A 24,043-nucleotide genomic window follows, 5' to 3' on the forward strand; every position below is an offset into this window, starting at 1 on the left:
ACTTCACTTCTCTGTTCAAATTCGTTGAACAAAATCGGGCTTCTCACTGAAACAGATCGAAGGAAAAGGAGGTGATGCAGGAATGAAAGATATTAAGGGAAAGCCTGAAATAAAGGTTAATCTGATAAACCCGTAAAATAATGAAAGCCGGATAATCCGCGGTTACTTTATTTTCCGTGTCATCAGCCCAGGCTAATTTAGCCTCTGGATTTGACACACACAACGTGATTAACGCATTAAAAATGATACCTTAAAAAATAGAGTCAATAAGGTATTACTTTTGATGCCTTAAAACTTCATCTGTAAATTAAAGAATGTGACCGCCGTAAATAACCCGCCTTCATAAATCCTACTAAAATAGCCGATAAATAAAAACCTTTCGTTTTAAACACCCTCCGATTCATTTTATTTTAAATTATTATCAGGAGCCCGATTATGGATGCCGTTCAAAATACGCTGATATCAGATGAAACGCCACGCTGGAGAAGAAGTGATACCGTCTGGATGCTGGGATTATATGGAACTGCAATTGGTGCTGGCGTTTTGTTTTTGCCGATAAATGCAGGCACTGGCGGTTTGCTGCCGTTAATCATTATGGCTGTGCTGGCTTTTCCGATGACATTCTTTGCCCATCGCGGGCTCACCCGTTTTGTTCTTTCCGGCAAAAATCCGGAGGGAAATATTACTGAAGTGGTGGAAGAACATTTTGGTATCGGCGCGGGAAAACTCATCACTCTGCTCTACTTTTTTGCTATATACCCTATCCTGCTGGTGTATAGCGTCGCGATTACCAACACCGTCGACAGTTTTCTCACCCACCAGCTTCATCTGATATCGCCGCCGCGTGCGGTACTGGCTTTCATTCTTATTGTCGGCATGATGGCTATCGTACGCTTCGGCGAAAAAGCTATCGTGAAGGCGATGAGTATTCTGGTGTTTCCGTTCGTGGCCGCACTGATGCTGCTCGCGCTGTATCTGATTCCACAATGGAACGGCGCTATTCTGGATACGCTCTCGATGAGGGGTTCTGAAACGACCGGTAGCGGATTATGGCTCACACTATGGCTGGCTATTCCCGTCATGGTCTTCTCCTTTAATCATTCTCCCATTATTTCATCATTTGCAGTAGCCAAGCGTCAGGAGTACGGCGATCAGGCGGCGTCAAAATGTTCACGCATTCTGGCCTGTGCTCATATCATGATGGTGCTCACCGTCATGTTTTTCGTTTTCAGTTGTGTGCTGAGTCTCTCTCCGGAACACCTGGCGGAGGCAAAGGCGCAGAATATTTCTATCCTTTCCTACCTCGCTAACCATTTTAACGCGCCGTTAATTGCCTGGATGGCCCCCATCATCGCAATTATCGCGATCACCAAATCTTTTCTCGGCCACTATCTGGGGGCGCGTGAAGGTTTCAATGGCATGGTGATCAAATCGCTTCGCAGCAAAGGCAAGTCGATAGAAATCAATAAACTGAACCGCATCACCGCCCTTTTTATGCTGATCACCACCTGGATTGTCGCCACCCTAAACCCCAGCATTCTGGGCATGATTGAAACCCTGGGCGGACCGGTTATCGCCATGATCCTGTTCCTGATGCCGATGTACGCCATTAATAAAGTCCCGGCGATGCGTAAATATAGCGGTCATTTGAGCAATCTTTTCGTCGTCATCATTGGCCTGATTGCTATCTCCGCCATCGCCTTTTCTTTACTTAACTGATGCCGTCGCTTGCCATACTGGTCAGCGCCTCTTTCATATTGCAATCCGCATGGGTGAATCATGATTAGCGTTTTCGATATTTTTAAAATCAGCATCGGGCCATCCAGTTCGCATACGGTGGGCCCCATGAAAGCGGGTAAACATTTTGTTGATACGCTAAAGGAAAAAGGCCTGCTGGATAGTGTGAGCCGGCTGGTCGTGGATATTTATGGCTCTCTTTCCCTGACGGGAAAAGGCCACCATACAGATATTGCGATTATTCTCGGCCTGAGTGGTTATCTGCCTGACACGGTAAATATCGATCAGATCCCCGCCATCATTCGCGACGTGAATACGCAGCAACAGTTACGTATCGAAGAAGGGCACCGGGAGATTGCCTTCCCGGTGGCAGAGTGCATACGCTTTCACAGCGAGTTTCTGCCGTTACATGAAAATGGCATGAGCATAACCGCCTTTTGTGATGGAAAAAGCGTTTACACCCAGACCTATTATTCTGTCGGAGGCGGCTTTATTGTCACCGAAGACGATTTTGGTAAAAGCCTGGATAGCGAAATCGATATTCCCTTCCCCTTCTATTCCGCCCGTAACCTGCTGGCACATTGCCATAGCAATAACCTTTCGGTTTCGGCCGTCATGATGAAGAACGAGATAGCGCGTCATGGTCGCCGTGAGGTCGAAGAGAACATGGCACAACTGTGGCAAACCATGCGCAATGCGATAACACGTGGCATCAGCACTGAGGGCGTCTTACCCGGTCCGCTGAAGGTGCCACGGCGGGCTTCTTCCCTGCATCGCATCCTGGCGCCACTGAGCCAGTCCATTAATCCCCTGAGTGCCATGGATTGGGTGAATATGTTCGCGATGGCAGTGAGTGAAGAGAATGCCGCTGGAGGACGTGTGGTCACCGCACCCACCAATGGCGCATGCGGGATTATTCCGGCGGTACTGGCTTATTATGATCGCTTCATCAAGCCGGTAACGCCTGAACTCTATATGCGCTATTTCCTCACAGCAGGCGCAATCGGCATTCTTTATAAGATGAATGCGTCAATTTCTGGCGCTGAAGTCGGCTGTCAGGGAGAGGTCGGCGTGGCCTGTTCCATGGCGGCGGCGGGTCTGGCTGAACTGCTGGGGGCCGATGCGGAGAAAGTCTGCATCGCCGCTGAAATTGGCATGGAGCATAATCTTGGTCTGACCTGCGATCCCGTAGCGGGTCAGGTCCAGGTGCCCTGTATTGAGCGGAATGCGATTGCTGCCGTCAAAGCCATTAACTCAACCAGTATGGCGATGTACCGCACCAGCGATCCCAAAGTGTCACTGGATAAGATTATCGAAACCATGTTTGAAACCGGCAAAGACATGAACGCCAAATACCGTGAAACCGCCCGCGGCGGTCTGGCGATCAAAGTGGCGATATGTGAATCGTAACGATCTGAAAACCGCTGGCTGTGAGGCTGGCGGTTTCTTCATTGCTCCGGTTTTGCTGAAGATGGGCTTTGAGCAGGATTATTTTGATTCGTTTTCGCGGGGCAGACTGGACCAGACCATACTTCGCATTTCAGAGGAGGTGTACCACTCATTTATCGTTGCGCTGACAGACTGCTCAGCAACAGCTTCAGTGTTATTCGCCGCCGGTGACTGGCTGCGCTGTTTTTTTCGGATGCGAATACGTGCAGGTGGCGAGTCGGTAAACTGCGCATTAAAGGTTCGCATATGAGAATCGGACAAAATGGACTCCAGCTGATGCAACCGTCCAAGACCCCGCAATATTCCTATTAAGGTGCTCAGCGTAACGGACTCACCTAACTCTGCCCGTTTAATGGTGGCCGTACCAACGCGTGCACGTTCAGCCAGTTCAATCTGAGAGATCCCAAGCTGCATACGGGTTTCTTTAATTCTGCAGCACAATTCAGCAATTATTGCGCCATCGGAAAGAGTATTAAAACGCATAGCAATATCTCATTGCGGGATATACAGAATAAATTATTGAGTAAACCCGCCGGCAAATAAAGAAGATAATTTTAAAATAACAGCACCTGCATCAAAGTAAGTTATTTATTAACAACGTAAGCGATGAAATATAACCTTCAGGCTTTATTTTTATTGAATTATGGCTATGTCTGAAAAGGGGCGAAAAGGGAAACCTGTTCCGCTGTCGGTCAGGCTCATATTACCGGCTTAAAACCAAATGATGAGTGAGCTTACCGCCTCTCTTTGCCAGTCAGTGAGTGGCAGGCAAAAAAAAGCCAGCGGATAAGCTGGCTAAATAATACTGGAAGCAATGTGAGCAATGTCGTGCTTTCTCAGACTGTCGATGACTGCCCGGGAACGCATGACAATAATAATCATTATCATTCGTATCTGTAAAGCTCTTTTCACGTTTTTTTCGCTTGATTATTGTGGTGAATACCTTGATGTTTAAAGGGTTTTTATCGGCAAAAGGAGAGCACATGAGTGACATCGTTATCCGCCACGTTACGCCAGAAGATGCCGCTGCACTGCACAGAATTTATGGTCAGCCAGATACTCAGGCCAGCACATTGCATCTGCCTCACGCATCCCTGCAGATGTGGCATGCCCGTCTCGCTACGCCACAGCCCAATGCGCATCTGCTGGTCGCCTGTATCAACGAAGAGGTTGTTGGTCAGTGTGCGCTGCACGTAGAAGATCGCGCCAGACGCCGTCACGCTGCCTCTTTAGGGATGGGCGTGGATGATCGCTACCGGCAGCGCGGCGTCGGCACGGCGCTGATGCGTGAAATGGTCTCGTTGTGCGACAACTGGCTGCAGGTGAGCCGGATGGAGCTGACGGTGTTTGTCGATAATGGCCCGGCCATCGCCCTTTATCAGCGTTTCGGTTTTGAGATTGAGGGAACGGCTAAAGGCTTCGCTATGCGACACGGTGAACTGATCGACGCGCATTATATGGCGCGGGTTAAAGCCTGACGATTGGAAGCATAAAGGGCACCGAAGGTGCCCTTTATGCTGATAAACCTGCCAGGATTCGCTGTCAGTTAGCGCCTGCGCAGGAAACAGGGTCAGATCGGAAAGATGCAAAAGCTGTCATCCATGACACGCTCGGCCCGCGCCGTCCTGCCGCGGGACGCTTTCCTCTTCTGACCCAGTTCCCTGCACATTGAGCTTATTTATTGCTGTCAGATTCACCTGGGTTTAGGTTTGTCAGCAGTCCTGGAAATTAATAACCCGCACTCAAATCATCAATGCTACGCGGATCAGACGCGCCATACAGCATGCCATCCGGCCCAATCATGATGCTCTGCGTACTGCCCATCGATGGCAGCACCTTCACATGCTGACCTTTGGCTTCCAGCAGACGCAACGTATCAGGACTGAAGCCCTTCTCCACTCGCAGCTGGTCCGGCAGCCACTGATGATGGAAGCGCGGCGCGTTAGTGGCTTCCGCCACATTCATCCCGAAATCGATACTATTTACCACCATCTGCAACACCGTAGTGATAATGCGGCTGCCGCCAGGACTGCCGGTGACCAGCCAGGTTTTGCCGCCTTTGGCGACGATGGTTGGTGACATCGATGACAACGGACGCTTCGCCGGTTGCACCGCATTCGCCTCACCGCCCACCAGTCCGTAGACATTTGGCGTGCCTGGCTTGGCAGAGAAGTCATCCATCTCGTTATTCATCAGGATGCCGCTTTTGCCCGCCACAATTCCGCTGCCGAAATAGGTGTTCAGCGTGTAAGTCACCGCAACCGCATTTCCCTGCTTGTCGACCACCGAGAAATGGGTCGTCTGATTGCTTTCATAAGGTTCGAGCTTGCCGGGTTTGATCTCACTGGAAGGCCGCGCCTTCGCCACATCGATCTGCTGCGCCAGGCTTTTAGCATAGGCTTTACTGGTCAGCGCCTGCCACGGCACCTTCACGAAATCGGGATCGCCGAGATATTCCGAGCGGTCCGCGTAGGCATATTTTTCCGCTTCAGCCATCACCTGCATGGCGTCAGCACTGCCAAAGCCCATCTTCGCCAGATCGAAGTTCTCCAGGATATTCAGAATCTGCACGATATGGATACCACCGGATGAGGGAGGCGGCATTGAGAAGACTTCATAGCCACGGTATGTCCCGCTGACGGGCTTACGCTCGACCGCGCGATAGGCTGCCAGGTCAGCTTTGTTGATCAGGCCGCCGTGTTGCGCCATCTCTCCGGCAATCTCATCTGCAATTTCACCTTTGTAAAAGGCATCCGGTCCCTGACGGGCAATCAATTGCAGGCTGTGCGCCAGGTTCTTCTGCACCAGCCGGTCACCCTTCTGCCACGGCGTGCCGTCCGGTTTATAGAAGATCGCTTTGCTGTTGGGATGGGTAATCAGGACCTCTTTGCCGTAGGTTTTCAGGTCATCCGCCAGTGCGTCATTGACCGGAATACCGTCACGCGCCAGTTTGATCGCCGGTGCCAGCAGAGTGCTCAGCGGCAGGGTGCCATATTTCTGCGCAGCCAGCGCCAGTCCGGCCACAGTGCCCGGCGTACCTGAGGCAAGATGTGATGTCAGCGACAGCTTACTGTCGGCATTACCCTGCTTATCCAGGAACATATCGCGCGACGCGTGGCCCGGTGCCATTTCACGGAAATCAATAGCCGTCGCGCGTCCCGATGCGGTGCGCAGCAGCATAAACCCGCCGCCGCCCAGATTGCCTGCCTGCGGATGGGTCACAGCCAGCGCAAAGCCCACAGCGACCGCGGCATCCACTGCATTCCCGCCCTGACGCAGGATCTCCACGCCGACCTGGGTTGCCATCGCATCCACCGACGCCACCATGCCGTGCTGCGCTTTTACCGGATGAAAGGTGTCACTGTCCACGCCGTAAGAGACCGGCGGTGCCTGAGTGGGTGCGGCGTTCGCCCCTGCCACCACGGTGAAACTCATCACCAGCGACCAGCTAAGCTGACGCACTGTTTGCTGCATTTTCATCCTGCCACCATCCCGTATAGTTATTTACATTTTTTTATCATTTCTGCAAGTCTCTACAAATACAGCAAAATAACCGGGGTTAAGTCAAATCAGGAATACATCTGAAAGTAAGGTCTGTGATATCGGGTAAACTTATGGATGCGACCCTGATATCGGGGTGCGCGATTGTGCACCCAAAACCCTGTCGCGTTTACGGAAGGAGGAGTGATGAAAAAGTGGATAATTGTTTTAGCGGCCCTGCTGCCATTCGCCAGCCAGGCGAACACGCTCAACAGCACCAATGATCCCAATAAACCGGGCTATAACCCGAGCCAGCAGCGGATGCAGTCGCAGATGCAGACCGATCAGCAGCAGCAGCAGCTGAAGCTGCGCCAGGATCAGCAGCGTCAGACGCAGGATATGCAGCGCAAAATGCAGGAACAGCGAAATAGCGCCCAGCAGCGGGTTATTACCTCGCAGCCGGGCCAGCAGAATCAAAACCAGAACTAATGAAAATCGGGGCCAATGATGTCGATGCTGTCAGTACAGATGGCATCGACGCCCCATTTCAGCAATTCCCGCGCCCGATCCGGGTTGTTCACGGTATAAACCAGAATTTTCAGTCCGGCCGCTTTCAGTTCGGCGACCCGCTCAGCGGTCAGCACCTTGTGATTCAGATGGATCGAGACGCAGGCCAGCGCTGTTGTTTTTGCCTGCCACTCGGGATCCCAGCTGTGCGACAACAGACCACGCGGCAGTTGTGGTTCGGCCTGCATTGCTGCCTCCAGCGCCTCAAACGAGAATGAAGAGAGCAACGGCGCGGTCTGTCCCTGCCACAGGATTGCGGCTGCCTGCGCCACCGCACGTCCGGTTTCGGCATCACTGCCGGTGGTCGGTTTGATTTCGATGTTTGCCATCATCTGATGCTGACGGCAGCGTGCTGCCACCTCATCCAGCCGCGCCAGCTTCTCGCCGGTAAACGCCTTATCAAACCAGCTGCCTGCATCGAGCTGCGACAGCTTCTCCCAGGGCAACTGACCTGCCACGCCCCAGCCGTTGCTGGTGCGATCCAGTGTGTCGTCATGCAGCAGGAAGATTTGGGCATCCATTGATAATTTGGCATCAAACTCAATCATTTGATGGCCATATTTCGCACCCGTGTCGATGGCTGCCAGGGTATTTTCCGGTGCCAGTTTACCGCCGCCGCGATGAGCGACGATGCGGGGATAAGGCCAGTGTTGTGTGCTCATTCCAGACGCTTTCCATGGGTTGAATCGAAGAAGTGTAACGCATCTGACGGCAGATGCAGCCACAGCGTACTGCCTGGCTGCGGCCGTTCGCTGTGGTCTAAGCGTACCACCAGTGGCGTCTCCCCGATGCGACCATGTGCCAGATTATCGGCACCCAGCATCTCCAGTGTATCGACCCGCAAAGGCACGCCGCCCTGCTCGCGGCTACTGAGTTGAATATGCTCTGGCCGGATGCCCAGCACCACCGGGCGGTTAGCCCATTTCGCTTTTGTGTCGCTGAGTGGCAGCGCGTGTGAGGCATCAAGCTGGAAGCGCGAGCCGTCACTGCTGAACTGTCCTTTCAGCAGGTTCATGGCGGGCGCACCGATAAACGAGGCCACAAACTGGCTGGCAGGACGTTCATATACGTCGACCGGCGTGCCAAGCTGCTCGACCACGCCTTTGTTCATCACCATCACCCGCTGTGCCAGCGTCATCGCCTCGACCTGATCGTGCGTCACATAGAGACTGGTGGTCTGTAAGCGGCGGTGCAGCTGCTGCAGCTCCAGCCGCATCTGCACCCGCAGGCGGGCATCAAGATTCGACAGCGGCTCATCGAACAGAAACACCGCCGGTTCACGTACGATGGCGCGACCCATCGCCACGCGCTGGCGCTGACCGCCCGAGAGTTCGCGAGGCCGACGCATCAGCAGGTGATCCAGTTCCAGGCTGCGCGCTGCGTCCAGCACCCTCTGGCGAATCTGCTCTTTGCCCATGCCGCGGATTTTCAGGCCATAGGCCATGTTCTCCTCCACCGACATGTGGGGATAAAGCGCGTAATTCTGGAACACCATCGCAATGCCGCGATCTTTTGGCTCTTCCTGAGTGACGCGCCGGTTGTCGATGTAGATATCACCGGAGCTGACGCGCTCCAGTCCGGCTACCATGCGCAGCAGCGTCGATTTACCGCAGCCGGATGGCCCCACCATCACCATAAACTCGCCGTCATTGATGGTGACGTTCAGCGGCTGAATGATCTGATTTTTGCCATCGTAGGACTTGGTTACTGCCTGAAGGGTTACGCCTGCCATCTTATTTCTCACTCTCAACCAGACCGCGCACAAAGGCACGCTGCATGACTAACACCACCACCAACGGCGGGATCAGGGTTAATAACATTGCCGCCATCACTTCATTCCACTGGGTCGGCGATCCACTGGTGGAGATCATACTTTTGATCCCCGCCACCGCTGTGCCGAGGCTGGCGTCATTGATGATCAGCAGCGGCCAGAGATACTGGTTCCAGCCGTAGATAAAGGTGATGACAAACAGCGCCGCCAGATTGGTTTTCGACAGCGGCAGAACAATGTCGATAAAGAAGCGCATTGCGCTGGCACCGTCGATACGCGCCGCTTCTACCAGCTCATCCGGCAGCGACATAAAAAACTGACGGAACAGGAAAGTCGCGGTGGCCGACGCCATCAGCGGCAGGGTTAATCCGCTGTAGCTGTCGAGCATATTAAGGTCGGCTATCACCTGCACCGTGGGGAAGATACGCACCTCAACCGGCAGCATCAGGGTGATGAAGATCAGCCAGAAAAAGAGCGACCGCAGCGGAAAGCGAAACCAGACCAGCGCAAACGCCGACAGCATCGACACCGTAATTTTGCCGAAGGTGATGCCCAGCGCCATGATCATGCTGTTGAGCAGCATCAGGCCAAACGCTGGTCCGCTGCCGTTGACGCCCTGCGTCCAGATGCGCGAGATGTTCTCCCACAGGTGCGTGCCGGGCACCAGGGTCATCGGCACCTGATAGACCGCCTCGTTATCCAGCGTTGCCGCCACAAAGGCGACATAGAGCGGAAAGAGGATAGTGAGCACGCCCAGCACCAGCACGATGTGGCTGAAGATATCCAGCCCGCGTCGATTCTCAATCATTGGTATTGCACCTTACGTTCAACAAAGCGGAACTGAAGCACCGTCAGCCCGATCACCAGCAACATCAGCACCACCGACTGCGCCGCGGAAGAGGAGAGATCCAGACCGGTAAAGCCTTCGCGATAGATTTTGTAGATCAGCGTGGTGGTCGCCTGCACCGGCCCGCCGCCGGTTGCGGCATCGATCACCGGGAAGGTATCGAAGAAGGCGTAGATCAGGTTCACCACCAGCAGGAAGAAGCTGACCGGCGTGATCAGCGGCAGTGAGAGGTTGAAGAAGCGACGCACCGGTCCGGCACCGTCGATGGCAGCGGCTTCCACCAGCGATTTAGGGATAGACTGCAGTGCGGCAAAGAAAAACAGGAAGTTGTAGCTCATCTGCTGCCAGATCGAGGCCAGCACCACCAGGAACATCGCCTGACCGCTGTTCTGCGCGAAGTTCCAGTTGTAGCCGACGTGGTTCAGCAGGTAGCTGAACAGACCCAGGCCAGGGTTAAACAGAAACATCCACAGCACCGCAGCCACCACCGGCGCAACGGCGTAAGGCAGCAGCAGCAGGGTCTGATAGAGGCGGCGCAGTCGCACCACATAATCCACCAGCGCCGCCAGCAGCAGCGAGAAGACCATGCCAAACACCGTGACCATGCCACTGAATTTTATCGTGGTCCAGAAGGAATCCAGATAGTAAGGATCGGCAAATAGCCGTCTGAAGTTTTCCAGCCCGACAAAGCTGCTGGAGATGCCAAAGGGATCGAGGCTTTGCAGCGAGTACCACAGCGCTTCACCCGCAGGCCAGAGAAAGAAGATGGCGGTAATCAGCAGTTGCGGCAGTACCAGAAGATAGGGCAACAGACTGGTGCGAAAGACCGGACGGGATGAAGACATGGCATACCTGGCGTCAGAAAGAGCGGGCCAGCCTGAGCGGGCCCGCAGGAAGAGATTACTTCACCTGCTGCTGAAAGCGGCGCAACAGCTCGTTGCCGCGTTTCACGGCGTTATCCAGTGCGCTTTGTGGCGACTGTTTGCCGGTCCAGACACTTTCCAGCTCTTCGTCGATCACGGTACGAATCTGCGGCATATTGCCCAGACGCATGCCTTTAGTGAAGGGCAATGGCGGCTTGTTCATCATCTGGCGGGTCGCGATATCCGCACCCGGATTTTTGTCGTAGAAGCCCTGCTGTTTCGTCAGCTCGTAGGCGGCGGTCGTAATCGGCAGATAGCCAGTTTTCTGGTGCCATTCCGCAGCGATTTCCGGTTTAGCCAGGAACTGCATGAACTCAGCTACGCCTTTGTACGTTGCTGCATCTTTGCCTTTCATTACCCACAGGCTGGCTCCGCCAATCAGGGCGTTCTGCGGCGCATTCGGTACGGTGTCGTCATACGGCATCATGCCAACGCCGAAGTTGAATTTGGCGTAGTGACGGATATCGGCCAGCGAACCGGATGAGGCGGTGGTGATACCGCAATCGCCGTTATAGAACTTGGCGGTGGATTCATCTTTGCGGCCAAAGTAGGTGAAGTCCCCTTTCTTGTTCATCGCTTCCAGCAGTTCGATATGACGAACCTGCACCGGCTTGTTGAACTCCAGCACCGCATCGAGTCCGTCAAATCCGTTGTTTTCCGTCGCGACCGGCAGAGCATGCCAGGCACTGAAGTTTTCAATCTGGATCCAGCCCTGCCAGCCGCTGGCGTAGCCACAGCTCATGCCCGATTTACGCAGTGCGGCGGCATCTGTCGCCAGCTCCTGCCAGGTTTTAGGCGGCTGGTCCGGGTTCAGGCCCGCTTTTTTAAAGGCGTCTTTGTTGTAGTAGAGCACCGGCGTCGAGCTGTTGAACGGCTGAGAGATCAGCTGACCTTTGCTGTCGCTGTAGTAGCCCGCCACCGTTGGCACGAACTGTTTTTCATCGAAGGGAATGCCGGCGTCTTTGAATACCTGATGCACCGGCACAATCGCCTTTGAGGCCATCATGGTCGCCGTACCGACTTCATAGACCTGCAGCACCGCTGGCGCTTTGCCGCTGCGCACGGCCGCAATCCCTGCTGCCAGGCTCTGCTCGTAGTTACCTTTGTAGGTCGGAACAATTTTGTAATCGGGATGCGTCTCGTTAAAACGCTGTGCCAGCGAATCCACTTCTTTGCCAAGCTCGCCTTCCATGGAGTGCCAGAAAGGGATCTCAGTGGCGGCCATGGCATGGCTGCTGAGCGTCAGACCGAGCAGCGCGCTCATCAGGCTACGACGAAAGGTAACGACGGACATAGAATTTTCCTGTGCAGGTAAATACGCGTGAAATCACGGATTTCTGTTTCGCGAAGTAACATGACACGGGGAAATGACGGATTAATAACAGGGAGATGACAGCAGGATGACAGGCGAAAAAGAGGAAAAGCGGAGCAGCTAACTATTGTTGAGATTGTTGACAAAGTCTGGCTTGCTTTAAGACTGTGCCCTGCACAGAGAACACGGTCAGATCGGAAAGACGCAAAAACCGTCATCCATGACACGCTCGGCCCGCACCGTCCATGGCACGTGACGCTTTCCTCTTCTGCCCGTGTTCCCTGCGCGTTAAGTTTATGTGTTGCGGCCAGATTCACCTGATTTGAGTTTGTCAGCAACCTGAGCTGCTATACATCATTATTACGTCGGATTTATTACCAGAAGCTATAACGGCCTCTGGCAATGGCAGAACTTGCGCCTACTTTCAGGCAAATTTGAAGGCCGTCGGCACCACCACCCACACCGACACTCAAGGCCGTCGGCGGCGCAGGCAGGTTGCGGGCGGACAGCGCGCAGCCACCGGAGCGTACACGTAGTACGTGAGGATGGCGAGCACTGCCCAACCGGAACCTGGCAAGCAAGCCAGGCCGTGCCCCATCAGGCACCCAGGTAAGCGCTGCGGACGGCTTCGTTGGAGAGTAGCGCTGCACCTGTGTCTTCGAGCACCACATGCCCGTTCTCCAGCACATAGCCCCTGTCCGCCAGCTTCAGCGCCTGGTTCGCATTCTGCTCCACCAGGAAGATCGTCATCCCCTCGCTACGCAGTTGCTCAATAGTGTCGAAGATCTGCTGAATAATGATCGGTGCCAGCCCCAGTGACGGCTCATCCAGCAGCAGCAGTCGCGGCTGGCTCATCAGTGCACGGCCAATTGCCAGCATCTGCTGTTCGCCGCCTGACATGGTGCCAGCGCGCTGGATTTTACGCTCTTCCAGACGCGGGAAGAGTTCATAAACGCGTTTGATCCGCGTCAGATAATCCGGACGGCTGGCAAAAAAACCGCCCATCGCCAGGTTCTCTTCCACCGTCATGCGCGAAAACACCCGCCGGCCTTCCGGCACGATGGCAATCGCTTCACGCATAATGCGCGCCGTTTGCCAGTCGGTGATAGCTTTGCCATCAAAGGTAATGGTGCCCTGCGTGGCGCGTGGCTCACCGCACAGCGTACCCAGCAGCGTGGTTTTTCCGGCGCCGTTAGCGCCAATCAGGGTAACGATTTCACCCTGATTGATATAGAGGCTGACATTGTGCAGCGCCTGAATTTTGCCGTAGTGGGCGCTGACGTTCTCAATGGTTAACATCGCATTTGCCATCTCAGGCCTCTCCTAAATAGGCACGGATGACATCCGGATTATTACGAATCTCTTCCGGCGTTCCGTTAGCCAGCGGCGTTCCCTGATTAACCACATAAATACGGTCAGAAATGCCCATCACCAGCTTCATATCATGTTCAATCAGCAGCACTGATACCTTATGTTCGCCACGCAGCTCCGCAATCAGCGCATCCAGCTCGTGGGTCTCTTTAGGGTTAAGGCCTGCTGCCGGTTCATCCAGCATCAGGATCTCCGGGCGCGTCACCATGCAGCGTGCAATCTCCAGCCGACGCTGCTGACCATAGGCCAGATTGCCCGCCTGACGGTTAGCCAGCTCCAGCAGACCGACCCGCTCCAGCCAGGTCGCCGCGCGATCCAGCGCCTCGCTCTCACTACGGCGAAACGCAGGTGTTTTCAGCAGGCCGGAAAACACGCCGCTTTTCAGGTGCTGATGCTGAGCGACCAGCAGGTTTTCAATTACCGTCATCTCACGGAACAGACGCACATGCTGGAAAGTACGCACAATGCCCATCTGCGCAATCTTCTGACCCGTCAATCCTTCCAGATGCTGTTCACGCAGTTTAATCGTGCCGCCAGTGGGCTTATAAAAACCGGTCAGGCAGTTAAACACGGTGGTTTTACCGGCACCGTTAGGGCCAATCAGCGAAACGATCTCCTGCGGACGCAGCTCCAGCGCCACATTGTTCACGGCTAACAAACCGCCGAAGCGCATCATCAGGCCTTCAACGGCTAATAAAGGCTGGATCATGCCTGCTCTCCTTTTTTACCGGTTCTGAGCTTCAGATGCGGACGCTTCATCGGCAATAATCCCTGCGGACGCCAGATCATCATCAGCACCATCAGGCCACCCAGCACCAGCATGCTGTATTCATTCAGATCACGCATCAGCTCGCGCGACACCACCAGCAGAATGGCCGCCAGAATCACTGCAAACTGCGAACCCATTCCGCCCAGAACCACAATCGCCAGCACAAAAGCCGATTCGACAAAGGTAAAGGACTCCGGGCTGACAAAGCCCTGGCGCGCAGCAAACAGCGTGCCCGCGAAACCAGCAAACGCGGCACTGATGGTAAAGGCGGTCAGCTTGATGCGGGTCGGGCTCAGGCCCAGTGAACGGCAGGCAATCTCATCCTCACGCAATGCTTCCCAGGCACGGCCCAGCGGCATCCGCAGCAGCCGGTTGATCACGAACAGCGTCAGCACCACCAGCAGCAGCGCCACCAGGTAGAGATAAATCACGCGGTCGCTGGGATCGTATTTCAGGCCAAAGAAATCGTGGAAGGTGTTCCAGCCCCCTTCAGAGACTTTGCGGCCAAACTCAAGGCCGAACAGTGACGGTTTGGGGATCTGCGCAATGCCGTTGGGACCGCCGGTAATCGCCGTGTTATTCAGCAGCAAAATACGCACAATCTCGCCGAAGCCCAGCGTGACGATCGCCAGATAGTCTCCGCGCAGGCGCAGCACCGGAAAGCCGAGCAGCAGCCCGAACAGCGCCGAGACAATGCCCGCCAGCGGCAGACACTCCCAGAAGCCGAGACCAAAATAGTGGTTCAGAAGAGCAAAGGTGTAAGCGCCAATGGCATAGAAGCCACCATAGCCGAGCACCAGCAGCCCCGACAGGCCGACCACCACATTCAGGCCCAGACCGAGCATCACGTAGATCAGCGTCAGCGTGGCGATGTCTACCGTGCCGCGCGACACGAAAAAGGGCCAGGCCACAGCGACCAGGATCAGCGCCAGCATAAACAGCTTCTGCTTCGGCGTTGAGCCGTCGATGCCAGGCAGCACCAGCGCCGGACCGGAAATCTTTTTCAGACCGCGCTGCCAGAACGGACGCAGCAGCTGAAACAGAAAGACCACGGCACAGCCGACGAAAATCCAGTTCCAGCGCACGTCACCCGCGCTCTGCACCACCAGTCGGGTGCCGTCGAGGCCGAGACGCATGCCCATAAAGAAGCTGGCCAGCACCAGCAGCATGACAGAAGAGAGCAGCGCGTTGATAAAGGAAGATTTCATACTTTCTCAACCTCCGGGCGACCCAGAATCCCGGTCGGCATTACCAGCAACACCACGATCAGCAGAGCAAACGACACCACATCTTTGTATTCCGTGCTGAGATATGCGGAGGTCAGTGCTTCAGCAATGCCCAGAACCAGGCCGCCAATCATCGCGCCCGGAATACTGCCAATGCCGCCCAGCACGGCAGCGGTAAAGGCTTTCATGCCCGCCATAAAGCCGATGAAGGGGTTGATGGAGCCGTAGAACTGGCCCAGCAGCACGCCCGCTACCGCCGCCATGGCAGCACCAATCACAAAGGTCAGCGAGATGACGCGGTCGGTGTTAATTCCCAGCAGGCTGGCCATTTTCAGGTCTTCAGCGCAGGCGCGACAGGCGCGGCCCATGCGGGAATAACGGATAAAGGTGGTCAGCGCCAGCATCGCCAGGAACGTCACCACCCAGATCACAACCTGCATGGTAGAAATTGTGGCGGCAAAACCGTTGCTCTCGCCTACCGTCCACTGTCCGGTGATCAGGCTCGGCAGCGCCAGGTCGCGTGAACCCTGCGTCAGGCTGACGTAGTTTTGCAGAAAGATCGACATGCCGATGGCGGAGATCAGTGCGATCAGACGCTTCGACGATCGCACCGGCTTATAGGCGACGCGCTCTATGCTCCAGCCGTAGGCGCTGGAGATCAGTATCGCCATCACGAAGCCAGCGGCAATCATCAGCCAGCCCGTGTCGATACCCATCATCATCAGGGCGGCAATCACGATAAAAGAGACATAGCTGCCGATCATATAGACTTCGCCGTGGGCGAAGTTGATCATGCCGATAATGCCGTAAACCATGGTGTAACCAATGGCGATCAGCGCGTAGGTGCTGCCGAGAGTGACCCCGTTAAGCATCTGCTGAATGAAATAAAGAAACTGCTCGGACATAGTGAAGACCTGCATGAGAACGGGAAAATCCTCTGCCGACGCGGCAGAGGATTGGTCTGTCGATGGAACGATTACTTAACTGCGGTAGACGAACCGTCTTTGTGCCATTTGAATACGCCGAACTCGAAGCCTTTCAGATCGCCTTTCTGATCCCAGCTCAGGTTGCCCATCACTGTTGGTACCGGCTCACCGGTTTTCAGGTTTTTCGCGATCGCGTCTGGCTCGTCGCTCTTACTGCGTTCGATACCCGCTACCAGCGACTGGATTGCCGCATAAGTGGTCCAGACGAACGGACCGGTCGGATCCTTGCGATTCTGTGCGCTGTTGGTTTTGATGGCCTCAACAATCGCCTTGTTCTCCGGCAACTGGTCGTAGCGCTTCGGCAGCGTCACATAGATACCTTCTGATGCATCACCCGCGATATTGGAGAGTGAAGCGTTACCCACGCCTTCCGGTCCCATAAAGCCCGCTTTCAGGCCAGCCGCTTTCGCCTGACGCAGAATCTGACCCATTTCCGGGTAGTAGCCACCGTAATAAACGAAGTCGACGTTCTCTTTCTTCAGGCGCGTAATCAGCGTAGAGAAATCTTTATCGCCTGCAGTGATGCCTTCAAACAGCACCACGTTGCCGCCTTTCGCTTTCAGCGTTTTCTGTACTGATTCCGCCAGACCCTGACCATACTGCTGCTTGTCATGCACCACGGCGATACGCTTAGGCTTGATCTGATCAAGAATATAGTTCGCGGCAGTCGGGCCCTGATCGGAGTCCAGGCCGGTTGTACGCATAATGGTTTCGTAACCGCGTGCCGTCAGCTCCGGTGCCGTGGCTGCCGGGGTAATCATCAGCACACCTTCATCGTTATAGATGTCGGACGCAGGCTGGGTAGAAGAGGAGCAAAGATGGCCGATAACGTATTTAATGCCGTCGTTAACAACCTTGTTTGCCACCGCCACGGCCTGTTTCGGATCGCAGGCATCGTCATACTCTACGCCGACCAGCTTGTTGCCGTTTATGCCGCCTTTGGCGTTAATGTCCTTAATCGCCTGCGCGGCACCAGTGAACTGCATATCACCGTACTGCGCGACCGGGCCAGTTACGGCACCAACGATAGCGATTTTAATGTCGGCAGCCAGGGCGGCGTGGCTCATTGCCAGCGCAACGCAACCCGCCAGTAATGCGCGGCCTTTACTCATTTTCATGCGGACTTCCCCATCTTGTTGTGACTGTGAGTTGTGGTTTGCTGTTGCTACCGGATAAAGCCGAAAAATGATGTTTATGAATGGTTTAGCGCACTTTTCCGGTATTTTTTGATAATAAGGCTTTATTTTTCAGGTTATTAAACAGGAATTTTCTTCTTTAAATCAACTGACATATTCAGAATTGACTGAGTGAAACAGCATAATACACTGGAGGCAATGGCCGGTTTTTCACCATTTTGCCAGCGCGTTGTGCTGGATTGATCGTCTGATTTCCCTGTTTACAACTATCATCCTGGCATCCAGGCCATCTTTTGACCTGTTTTATTGATGAAAATGTGGTGGCACTCTGGTTGTATACTTTCGCTGCACTTTCCCCTATTACAGAGGTTTTTGTTATGAAGCTCACTATTCAGCGTTTAACCACGCTGACCGCGCAGGACCGCATCGATCTGGGCAAAGTCTGGCCGGATCTGGAGATTGAAAAACTGGAGCAGCACCTGGATGAGCGTCATCGTCTTTATGCCGCACGCTTTAACGATCGGCTGCTGGCGGGTCTGCAGCTGGAAATCTCAGGGATGCATGGCAAGGTCCACCGGCTGACGGTGCGCGATGTCACCCGGCGACGCGGTGTGGGACAATATTTGCTTGAGGAGACGATCAGGCAGAACGGGTCGATATCAGACTGGTGGATTGCCGATGATGGCAGTGACGATCAGCAGGTGCGGGCGGCATTTATGCAGGCGTGTGGTTTCAGGGCGCAGAGTGATGGGTGGATACTGGCGGTAGAGTAGCCTGACGCAGAAAACAAAAAGGGCGACATCATCTGTCGCCCCTTGAGATGTCGAAGTGCGTTACGCTTCGATCGCCATACGCAGTTTCTTCATGGCGTTCTTTTCCAGCTGCCGGACACGTTCCGCTGATACGCCGTATTGATCGGCCAGCTCCTGTAGCGTGGTTTTGTTGTCTTCATCCAGCCAGCGGGCGCGAATGATGTGCTGACTGCGCTCATCCAGACCTTCCATCGCATAGCTCAGCTTGTCAGCGGCATGCGCGTCCCAGTTATCCTCTTCAATGCCGTCAGCAAAGTCAGAGGTTTTATCCTGGAGATAAAGCACCGGCGCCATCGAACGGCCTTCGCTGCTCTCATCGTCGGCAGACATATCAAAGGTCATGTCCTGCGCGGCCATACGCGATTCCATTTCACGCACATCTTTGCTGCTTACGCCCAGCTCACGCGCAACCATCTCGACTTCGTCCTGATTGAACCAGCCCAGACGCTGCTTGGTTTTACGCAGGTTAAAGAACAGCTTACGCTGTGCTTTGGTGGTCGCGACTTTCACGATACGCCAGTTACGCAGCACGTATTCGTGAATCTCCGCTTTAATCCAGTGCACGGCAAATGAAACCAGACGCACGCCCACTTCAGGATTGAAGCGACGCACCGCTTTCATCAGACCGATGTTGCCTTCCTGGACCAGGTCAGCCTGTGGCAGACCGTAGCCGGAGTAATTACGAGCGATATGAACTACAAAGCGTAGGTGAGACAGGATCAGCGTCTTTGCTGCTTCCAGATCGCCCTGGTAATGCAGCCGTTCAGCCAACGCTTTTTCCTCTTCAGCCGAGAGCATCGGCCAGGTATTCGCAGCCCGGACGTAAGACTCCAGGTTGCCAAGAGGAGCAATAGCTAAAGTTTGCATTTCTTTGGTCATTCAAACCCTCACAAATTTAGTGGAATTGCCGCACATTTCCCTGCGCAGACGATACATTACGTCAACGTCGCGCGAAATCCGAAAGCAATCTGTGCTACTTAGAGTGCTAAAGTTATCCACAAGTTCAATTATAGCGGTGAATATTTTACACACAGATGACAGGAAGGGAAGAGGGAGAAATCCTCTGCACCCACCATCGGTAGCAGAGGACCATTATAACAAAAAAATGTTGCAGGCGTTTACTGCGGCGTAAATCGACGTAAATGTTGTACCGTTGCCAGCCACGCAGCCACCCAGCCGATGATTGCTGCAATCAGTAAAAGCAGCAGCGCCTCATCCCAGGAGAAGCCTTCCAGCGAGAAGGTGGTACCAAATACGGTCGCCACACTGGCGACGACGGACTGGAGACGCAGCACCAGCACTTCCGACAGCAGCAGCGACAGCACCGCGCCGCTGAACCCCAGCAGCGCCCCGCCGTAGAGGAAAGGACGCAGGATAAAGCCGTCAGTCGCACCAATCAGCTTCTGCACGTTAATCGTGTCGCGTCGGGCAAAGATGCTGAGACGAACACTGTTACCGATCACCAGGAACACCGCCACGATCATCAGCACACCAATCATCGACGCGATTTGCCCCACCAGTCCGGTCAGTGCAGCCAGCCGCGCAAACCAGCTGTCATCCATCCGCACTTCATCCACGCCCTGCACTTTGGTGACCCGATCGCGCAGGCTCTGCATGGTGTCAGAGTTCTGGAAATTGAGTTTCGGCGTAATGATGGCTACCGCAGGCAGCGGATTCTGCTCCAGCATATCCATTGCGCCGCCAAAGCCTGACCAGTTGCGGAACTCATTCAGCGCCTCTTCCCGTGTCAGGTAGTTAACGTTATCCACGCCTTCGACCTGCTTGAGCTGCGCCACGACGTTTTCTGCTGCCGTGTCATCAAGCGTTTTGGAGAGATAAACGGTTAACTGCGGCGCCGGATACCATTGCGTGGCCGCCTGGCTAACGTTTTTCCACACCATGTAGCAGACGCTGGGCAGCGTCAGGGAGATGGCAATAACCATCACCGTCAGCAGCGTGGCCAGCGGCTGACGCCACATGTCTGAGAGCGTGCCACGCAGTGCATAGCGCCACTGCTCCTGCCAGCCGCCCTTCAGCGCTTTACTCTTCGATGGCTGCTTCGCTTTCGGTGCAGCCGGACGTTTAATGCGTTTATTGACCATCGTGGCCTCCGTGCAGACGTCCCTGATTCAGCGTCATCATCCGGTAATTACGCCGGGCGATCAGGCCGCTGTCATGCGTTGCCATCAGAACGGTGACGCCAACGCGGTTAAACTCTTCGAACAGGCGCAGAATGTCTTCTGACAGCGCGTCATCAAGGTTACCGGTCGGTTCATCTGCCAGCAGCACGGCTGGCTTGTTCACCACCGCCCGGGCGATGCCCACACGCTGCTGTTCACCACCCGAAAGCTGAATCGGATAACTTTTCGCTTTGTCGAGCAGGCCGACTTTATCCAGCGCCGCCGAGACGCGACGACGGATATCTTCGCCGCTGGCACCGGAAATAATCAGTGGGATAGCCACATTGTCGTAAACAGAGCGATCCATCAGCAGGTGGTGATCCTGGAAGATCATGCCAATCTGACGACGCAGGAAAGGCACCTCACTGTTGCGCAGGCGGGAAATGTCATGGCCGCTGAACCAGATTTTTCCGGCACTCGGGCGCTCAATGCCACAAATCAGCTTCAGCAAGGTACTTTTACCGGCACCGGAGTGGCCGGTCAGAAACGCCATTTCGCCAGGACGCAGACGGAAATCTACTCCCTGTAGCGCCTGACGTCCGCCGAGATATGCCTTACTGACCTCTTCAAAGCGAATCATCCTAATTAGTCCTCTCGGGCAAACAATGCCTCAATAAAATCTTCCGCCTTAAACGGCCGTAAATCTTCAATGCCTTCACCGACGCCGATGTAGCGAATCGGAATACCGAACTGATCGGCCACCGAGAAGATGACGCCGCCTTTAGCGGTGCCATCCAGCTTGGTGAGCGCGATACCGGTCACGCCAACCGCTTCGTTAAACAGTCGGGCCTGGCTGACCGCATTCTGTCCGGTGCTGGCATCCAGCGTCAGCATCACTTCGTGTGGCGCTGAATCATCCAGTTTTTTCATCACGCGGGTGATTTTTTTCAGCTCTTCCATCAGGTGCGATTTGTTCTGCAGACGACCGGCCGTATCAGCAATCAGCACGTCAACGCCGCGCGATTTCGCTGCCTGAATGGCATCGAAGATCACCGAAGCAGAATCTGCACCCGTGTGCTGAGCAATCACAGGAATGTTATTACGCTGGCCCCACACCTGCAGCTGCTCAACCGCCGCTGCACGGAAGGTATCACCAGCCGCTAACATCACCGTTTTGCCTTCGGCCTGATACTGGCGCGCCAGCTTACCGATGGTCGTAGTTTTACCCACGCCATTGACGCCAACCATCAGGATGACAAACGGCGTTTTGCCTGAGACTTCCAGTGGCGCATCCACTTTTGCCAGAATCGAGGCCATTTCCGCTTTCAGCAGGCCGTAGAGCGCTTCGGCGTCACGCAGCTGCTTGCGGTTTGCCTGCTGAGTAAGATGGGTAATGATGCGGCGCGTGGTATCCACACCGACATCCGCAATCAGCAGCTGCTCTTCCAGCTCATCAAACAGGTCATCATCAATCTTTTTGCCACGGAACAGACTGATAAAACCGGAACCGAGGTTCTGACGGGTTTTGACCAGGCTGCGCTTCAGGCGGGCAAAGAAGCCCTCTTTGCTGGGACGTTCCTGCTCCTGCACGATGAGTGGCGCGGCGGCCAGCGGAAGATCGCTGACGGTGTCGGATAATGTGTCTGCCGGTTCCGCGTCAGTGACGTCGGCTTCGCCCAGTGCCAGCGCGGTCAGCTCTTCTTCGGTCAGCGGTGATTCCGCTTCACTGTGAGAGATTTCAGCGGTGGGTGCGTCATCCCGTGCCAGCGCGGCCAGCTCTTCTTCGGTCAGCGGTGATTCCGCTTCACTGTGAGAGATTTCAGCGGTGGGTGCGTCATCCCGTGCCAGCGCGGTCAGCTCTTCGTCGCTTAATGGCGCGTCTGCTTCACTGTGTGGCGTTTCAACTATCGGGGCGTCGCCCAGTGCCAGCGCAGTCAGCTCTTCGTCGCTTAATGGCGCGTCTGCTGATGCGTCCGGGATTTCAATGATCGGAGCGTCGCCCAGCGCGGTCAGCTCTTCTTCGCTTAACGGCGCGTCTGCTGATGCGTCGTCCGCGATCGGCGTGACCACATCGTCGGCATCGATAACCGGCGTCGCGTCATGTTCAGGTGCGGAGACGTCCAGTAATGCTTCAGGATCGGCCTCAATCGGCTCAGCCTCATCCAGCACCGCCGGTGCTGATTCGTGCGGCGCAGCCGCGGTGACGTCCGCCTCACGCTGCTGTTCGGCCACCGTTTCGGTGATAGCGACAGTCTCTTCCGCTTGCGCTTCAGCCTGGCTTAATGCCGGCGCTTCCTGTTCAGTCTGCTGCTGTGCGGGTTCTGCGACCTCGTGTGTCTGCTCCTCCGCTACAGGTTGTTTCTCTTCCTCTTTGCCAAATCCCAGCCAGGAAAAAAAGCCACGTTTTTTCTCTTTTGCCATTGTGTGACGACACTCCTCGATGGCTTTGTCCCGGTCGCGCGTGGTTTCCAGGGGTAAATCAATGAAAGTCGGTCAGCGCCAGACCGGCGTAAACCGCAGAATAATGCATGACTTCAGCAACTCAGTAGTCTAACACTTTCCAGCCAGCTCACCACAGCACCCTTTTTTAACGTTTCTTCTCACCGATTCGCCCGTTAAACTACGCAACAAATTATGACGAGTTGTGAGCAAGATGAATAAAAACCCCCGCAGTACAGGCGGTGCCGGGCAGATTCGCATCATTGGCGGCCAGTGGCGCGGACGTAAATTGCCGGTGCCGGACAGTGCCGGACTCCGCCCGACCACCGATCGGGTGCGTGAGACACTGTTTAACTGGCTGGCCCCGGTGCTGCCAGAGGCGCGATGCCTCGACTGCTTTGCCGGTAGCGGTGCATTAGGACTGGAGGCGCTATCGCGTTACGCGGGATCGGCTACGCTACTGGAGCTGGAACGGCCTGTGGCACAACAGCTGACAAAAAATCTGCAGACGCTGCGCGCGAGCAATGGCACTGTGATTCAGACCAATGCGTTAAACTGGCTGGCACAGCCGGGTACCCCGTTCGATGTGGTGTTTATTGATCCGCCGTTTCGTCAGGGATTGCTGGAGCAGACGTTGCAGTTGCTGGAGCAGAATCACTGGCTGGCCGACCAGGCACTGATTTACGTCGAAAGTGAAGTGGAAAATGGCGCACCGCCGGTGCCGCCCGAGTGGGATCTTTATCGCGAGAAAATAGCCGGACAAGTGGCTTATCGTTTGTATCAACGTCAACAGGAGACGCAGGATGTTACTTAATTTGGGGCGTCTGTTGATGCTATGCGTGTGGGGATTTTTACTGGCTAATCTGGTTCATCCCTACCCGAAACCGCTGACGTATTTTATCAACGTTGCGCTGATTTTCATGATCCTGATGCATGGCCTGCAGCTGGTTTTACTGCGCACCACGCAGACCAAAGATGCGCCGCCAATTGACCGCGTCACCCAGGCCAAAGTGTTTCTGTTCGGGGTGTTCGAACTGGTCGCCTGGCAGAAGAAAAACTTCCCACGCAAGAAATAGTGTCGTGCGGGCGCTATGCCCG

General features: G+C 54.9%; 23 protein-coding genes. 7 read left to right on the plus strand and 16 right to left on the minus strand.

What is annotated here, in order from left to right; all coding sequences use genetic code 11:
- The first annotated feature begins 435 nt into the window (after positions 1-435).
- Entirely contained in the window at positions 436-1,719 is a 1,284-nt protein-coding gene (locus tag AC6I77_RS17820; protein ID WP_192378199.1) for an HAAAP family serine/threonine permease, read from the plus strand.
- 60 nt (positions 1,720-1,779) lie between these two features.
- Entirely contained in the window at positions 1,780-3,147 is a 1,368-nt protein-coding gene (locus tag AC6I77_RS17825) for an L-serine ammonia-lyase (RefSeq protein WP_003853069.1), read from the plus strand.
- Positions 3,148-3,225: 78 nt separating this feature from the next.
- Here AC6I77_RS17825 and AC6I77_RS17830 read toward each other — a convergent pair whose 3' ends face one another.
- A complete protein-coding gene (locus AC6I77_RS17830; RefSeq protein ID WP_003853070.1) occupies positions 3,226-3,669 on the minus strand; it encodes a helix-turn-helix domain-containing protein in 444 nt (147 codons plus the stop codon).
- A gap of 500 nt (positions 3,670-4,169) precedes the next feature.
- Between AC6I77_RS17830 and AC6I77_RS17835 the strand changes: the two genes are divergently transcribed.
- Positions 4,170-4,664 (plus strand): GNAT family N-acetyltransferase, encoded by a 495-nt coding sequence (locus AC6I77_RS17835; RefSeq protein WP_497817182.1) that lies wholly within the window; start codon positions 4,170-4,172, stop codon positions 4,662-4,664.
- A 250-nt stretch (positions 4,665-4,914) separates the two neighbouring features.
- Here the strand turns inward: AC6I77_RS17835 and ggt are convergent, their stop codons facing one another.
- On the minus strand, positions 4,915-6,666 hold the full coding sequence (gene ggt / locus AC6I77_RS17840) for a gamma-glutamyltransferase (RefSeq protein ID WP_033743311.1): 1,752 nt from the start codon (positions 6,664-6,666) through the stop codon (positions 4,915-4,917).
- Positions 6,667-6,873: 207 nt separating this feature from the next.
- Here ggt and AC6I77_RS17845 point away from each other — a divergent pair, with 207 nt between their 5' ends.
- The gene (locus AC6I77_RS17845; RefSeq protein ID WP_003852222.1) at positions 6,874-7,155 is read left to right on the plus strand and encodes a DUF2756 domain-containing protein; all 282 of its coding nucleotides are present in this window, start codon (positions 6,874-6,876) and stop codon (positions 7,153-7,155) included.
- Here the strand turns inward: AC6I77_RS17845 and ugpQ are convergent.
- The 10 genes from ugpQ to AC6I77_RS17895 all read right to left on the minus strand — a co-directional run bounded on the left by ugpQ (position 7,152) and on the right by AC6I77_RS17895 (position 17,556).
- On the minus strand, positions 7,152-7,895 hold the full coding sequence (ugpQ, locus tag AC6I77_RS17850; RefSeq protein WP_003852221.1) for a glycerophosphodiester phosphodiesterase: 744 nt from the start codon (positions 7,893-7,895) through the stop codon (positions 7,152-7,154). The two genes, AC6I77_RS17845 and ugpQ, sit on opposite strands and share 4 nt — an antisense overlap.
- Positions 7,892-8,965 carry a sn-glycerol-3-phosphate import ATP-binding protein UgpC gene (locus AC6I77_RS17855; protein ID WP_497817183.1) on the minus strand — a complete coding sequence of 358 codons (1,074 nt, stop codon included), beginning with the start codon at positions 8,963-8,965 and terminating at the stop codon, positions 7,892-7,894. Before AC6I77_RS17855 ends, ugpQ begins: the two co-directional genes overlap by 4 nt.
- 1 nt (position 8,966) lies before the next feature.
- Positions 8,967-9,812, minus strand: a complete 846-nt coding sequence (ugpE, locus tag AC6I77_RS17860) for a sn-glycerol-3-phosphate ABC transporter permease UgpE (RefSeq protein WP_078805121.1) — start codon at positions 9,810-9,812, stop codon at positions 8,967-8,969.
- Positions 9,809-10,696 (minus strand): sn-glycerol-3-phosphate ABC transporter permease UgpA, encoded by an 888-nt coding sequence (ugpA, locus tag AC6I77_RS17865; protein ID WP_003852215.1) that lies wholly within the window; start codon positions 10,694-10,696, stop codon positions 9,809-9,811. The genes ugpE and ugpA overlap by 4 nt, the downstream gene beginning before the upstream one ends.
- Before the next feature lie 55 nt (positions 10,697-10,751).
- Complete coding sequence (gene ugpB / locus AC6I77_RS17870) at positions 10,752-12,068, minus strand: sn-glycerol-3-phosphate ABC transporter substrate-binding protein UgpB (protein WP_003852214.1); 1,317 nt, start codon at positions 12,066-12,068, stop codon at positions 10,752-10,754.
- Positions 12,069-12,683: 615 nt separating this feature from the next.
- Positions 12,684-13,397: a high-affinity branched-chain amino acid ABC transporter ATP-binding protein LivF gene (gene livF, locus AC6I77_RS17875; protein ID WP_008926291.1), complete on the minus strand. Its 714-nt coding sequence runs from the start codon at positions 13,395-13,397 to the stop codon at positions 12,684-12,686.
- Position 13,398: 1 nt separating this feature from the next.
- Positions 13,399-14,166, minus strand: a complete 768-nt coding sequence (gene livG, locus AC6I77_RS17880) for a high-affinity branched-chain amino acid ABC transporter ATP-binding protein LivG (protein WP_003852209.1) — start codon at positions 14,164-14,166, stop codon at positions 13,399-13,401.
- The gene (locus tag AC6I77_RS17885; protein ID WP_003852208.1) at positions 14,163-15,434 is read right to left on the minus strand and encodes a high-affinity branched-chain amino acid ABC transporter permease LivM; all 1,272 of its coding nucleotides are present in this window, start codon (positions 15,432-15,434) and stop codon (positions 14,163-14,165) included. Before AC6I77_RS17885 ends, livG begins: the two co-directional genes overlap by 4 nt.
- Entirely contained in the window at positions 15,431-16,357 is a 927-nt protein-coding gene (gene livH, locus AC6I77_RS17890; protein ID WP_008926292.1) for a high-affinity branched-chain amino acid ABC transporter permease LivH, read from the minus strand. The genes AC6I77_RS17885 and livH overlap by 4 nt, the downstream gene beginning before the upstream one ends.
- A 71-nt stretch (positions 16,358-16,428) precedes the next feature.
- Complete coding sequence (locus AC6I77_RS17895) at positions 16,429-17,556, minus strand: branched-chain amino acid ABC transporter substrate-binding protein (RefSeq protein WP_003852205.1); 1,128 nt, start codon at positions 17,554-17,556, stop codon at positions 16,429-16,431.
- Positions 17,557-17,951: 395 nt separating this feature from the next.
- On the opposite strand from AC6I77_RS17895, the gene panM reads away from it, so the two are divergent.
- The gene (gene panM / locus AC6I77_RS17900; RefSeq protein ID WP_008926293.1) at positions 17,952-18,347 is read left to right on the plus strand and encodes an aspartate 1-decarboxylase autocleavage activator PanM; all 396 of its coding nucleotides are present in this window, start codon (positions 17,952-17,954) and stop codon (positions 18,345-18,347) included.
- Between the two features lie 60 nt (positions 18,348-18,407).
- Here panM and rpoH read toward each other — a convergent pair whose 3' ends face one another.
- The 4 genes from rpoH to ftsY all read right to left on the minus strand — a co-directional run bounded on the left by rpoH (position 18,408) and on the right by ftsY (position 22,927).
- Positions 18,408-19,265: an RNA polymerase sigma factor RpoH gene (gene rpoH / locus AC6I77_RS17905; protein WP_003852201.1), complete on the minus strand. Its 858-nt coding sequence runs from the start codon at positions 19,263-19,265 to the stop codon at positions 18,408-18,410.
- Between the two features lie 239 nt (positions 19,266-19,504).
- Positions 19,505-20,488, minus strand: a complete 984-nt coding sequence (ftsX, locus tag AC6I77_RS17910) for a permease-like cell division protein FtsX (protein ID WP_003852199.1) — start codon at positions 20,486-20,488, stop codon at positions 19,505-19,507.
- Positions 20,478-21,146 (minus strand): cell division ATP-binding protein FtsE, encoded by a 669-nt coding sequence (ftsE, locus tag AC6I77_RS17915; RefSeq protein ID WP_003852197.1) that lies wholly within the window; start codon positions 21,144-21,146, stop codon positions 20,478-20,480. Before ftsE ends, ftsX begins: the two co-directional genes overlap by 11 nt.
- Before the next feature lie 5 nt (positions 21,147-21,151).
- The gene (gene ftsY / locus AC6I77_RS17920; RefSeq protein ID WP_497817184.1) at positions 21,152-22,927 is read right to left on the minus strand and encodes a signal recognition particle-docking protein FtsY; all 1,776 of its coding nucleotides are present in this window, start codon (positions 22,925-22,927) and stop codon (positions 21,152-21,154) included.
- Positions 22,928-23,159: 232 nt separating this feature from the next.
- On the opposite strand from ftsY, the gene rsmD reads away from it, so the two are divergent.
- Together rsmD and AC6I77_RS17930 are read left to right on the plus strand one after the other, a co-directional pair.
- Entirely contained in the window at positions 23,160-23,759 is a 600-nt protein-coding gene (rsmD, locus tag AC6I77_RS17925; protein ID WP_003852194.1) for a 16S rRNA (guanine(966)-N(2))-methyltransferase, read from the plus strand.
- Entirely contained in the window at positions 23,749-24,021 is a 273-nt protein-coding gene (locus AC6I77_RS17930; protein ID WP_003852192.1) for a DUF1145 family protein, read from the plus strand. Before rsmD ends, AC6I77_RS17930 begins: the two co-directional genes overlap by 11 nt.
- Positions 24,022-24,043 lie beyond the last annotated feature (22 nt).

It is taken from the genome of Pantoea sp. X-Soil-ISGK-259 (assembly GCF_059730705.1).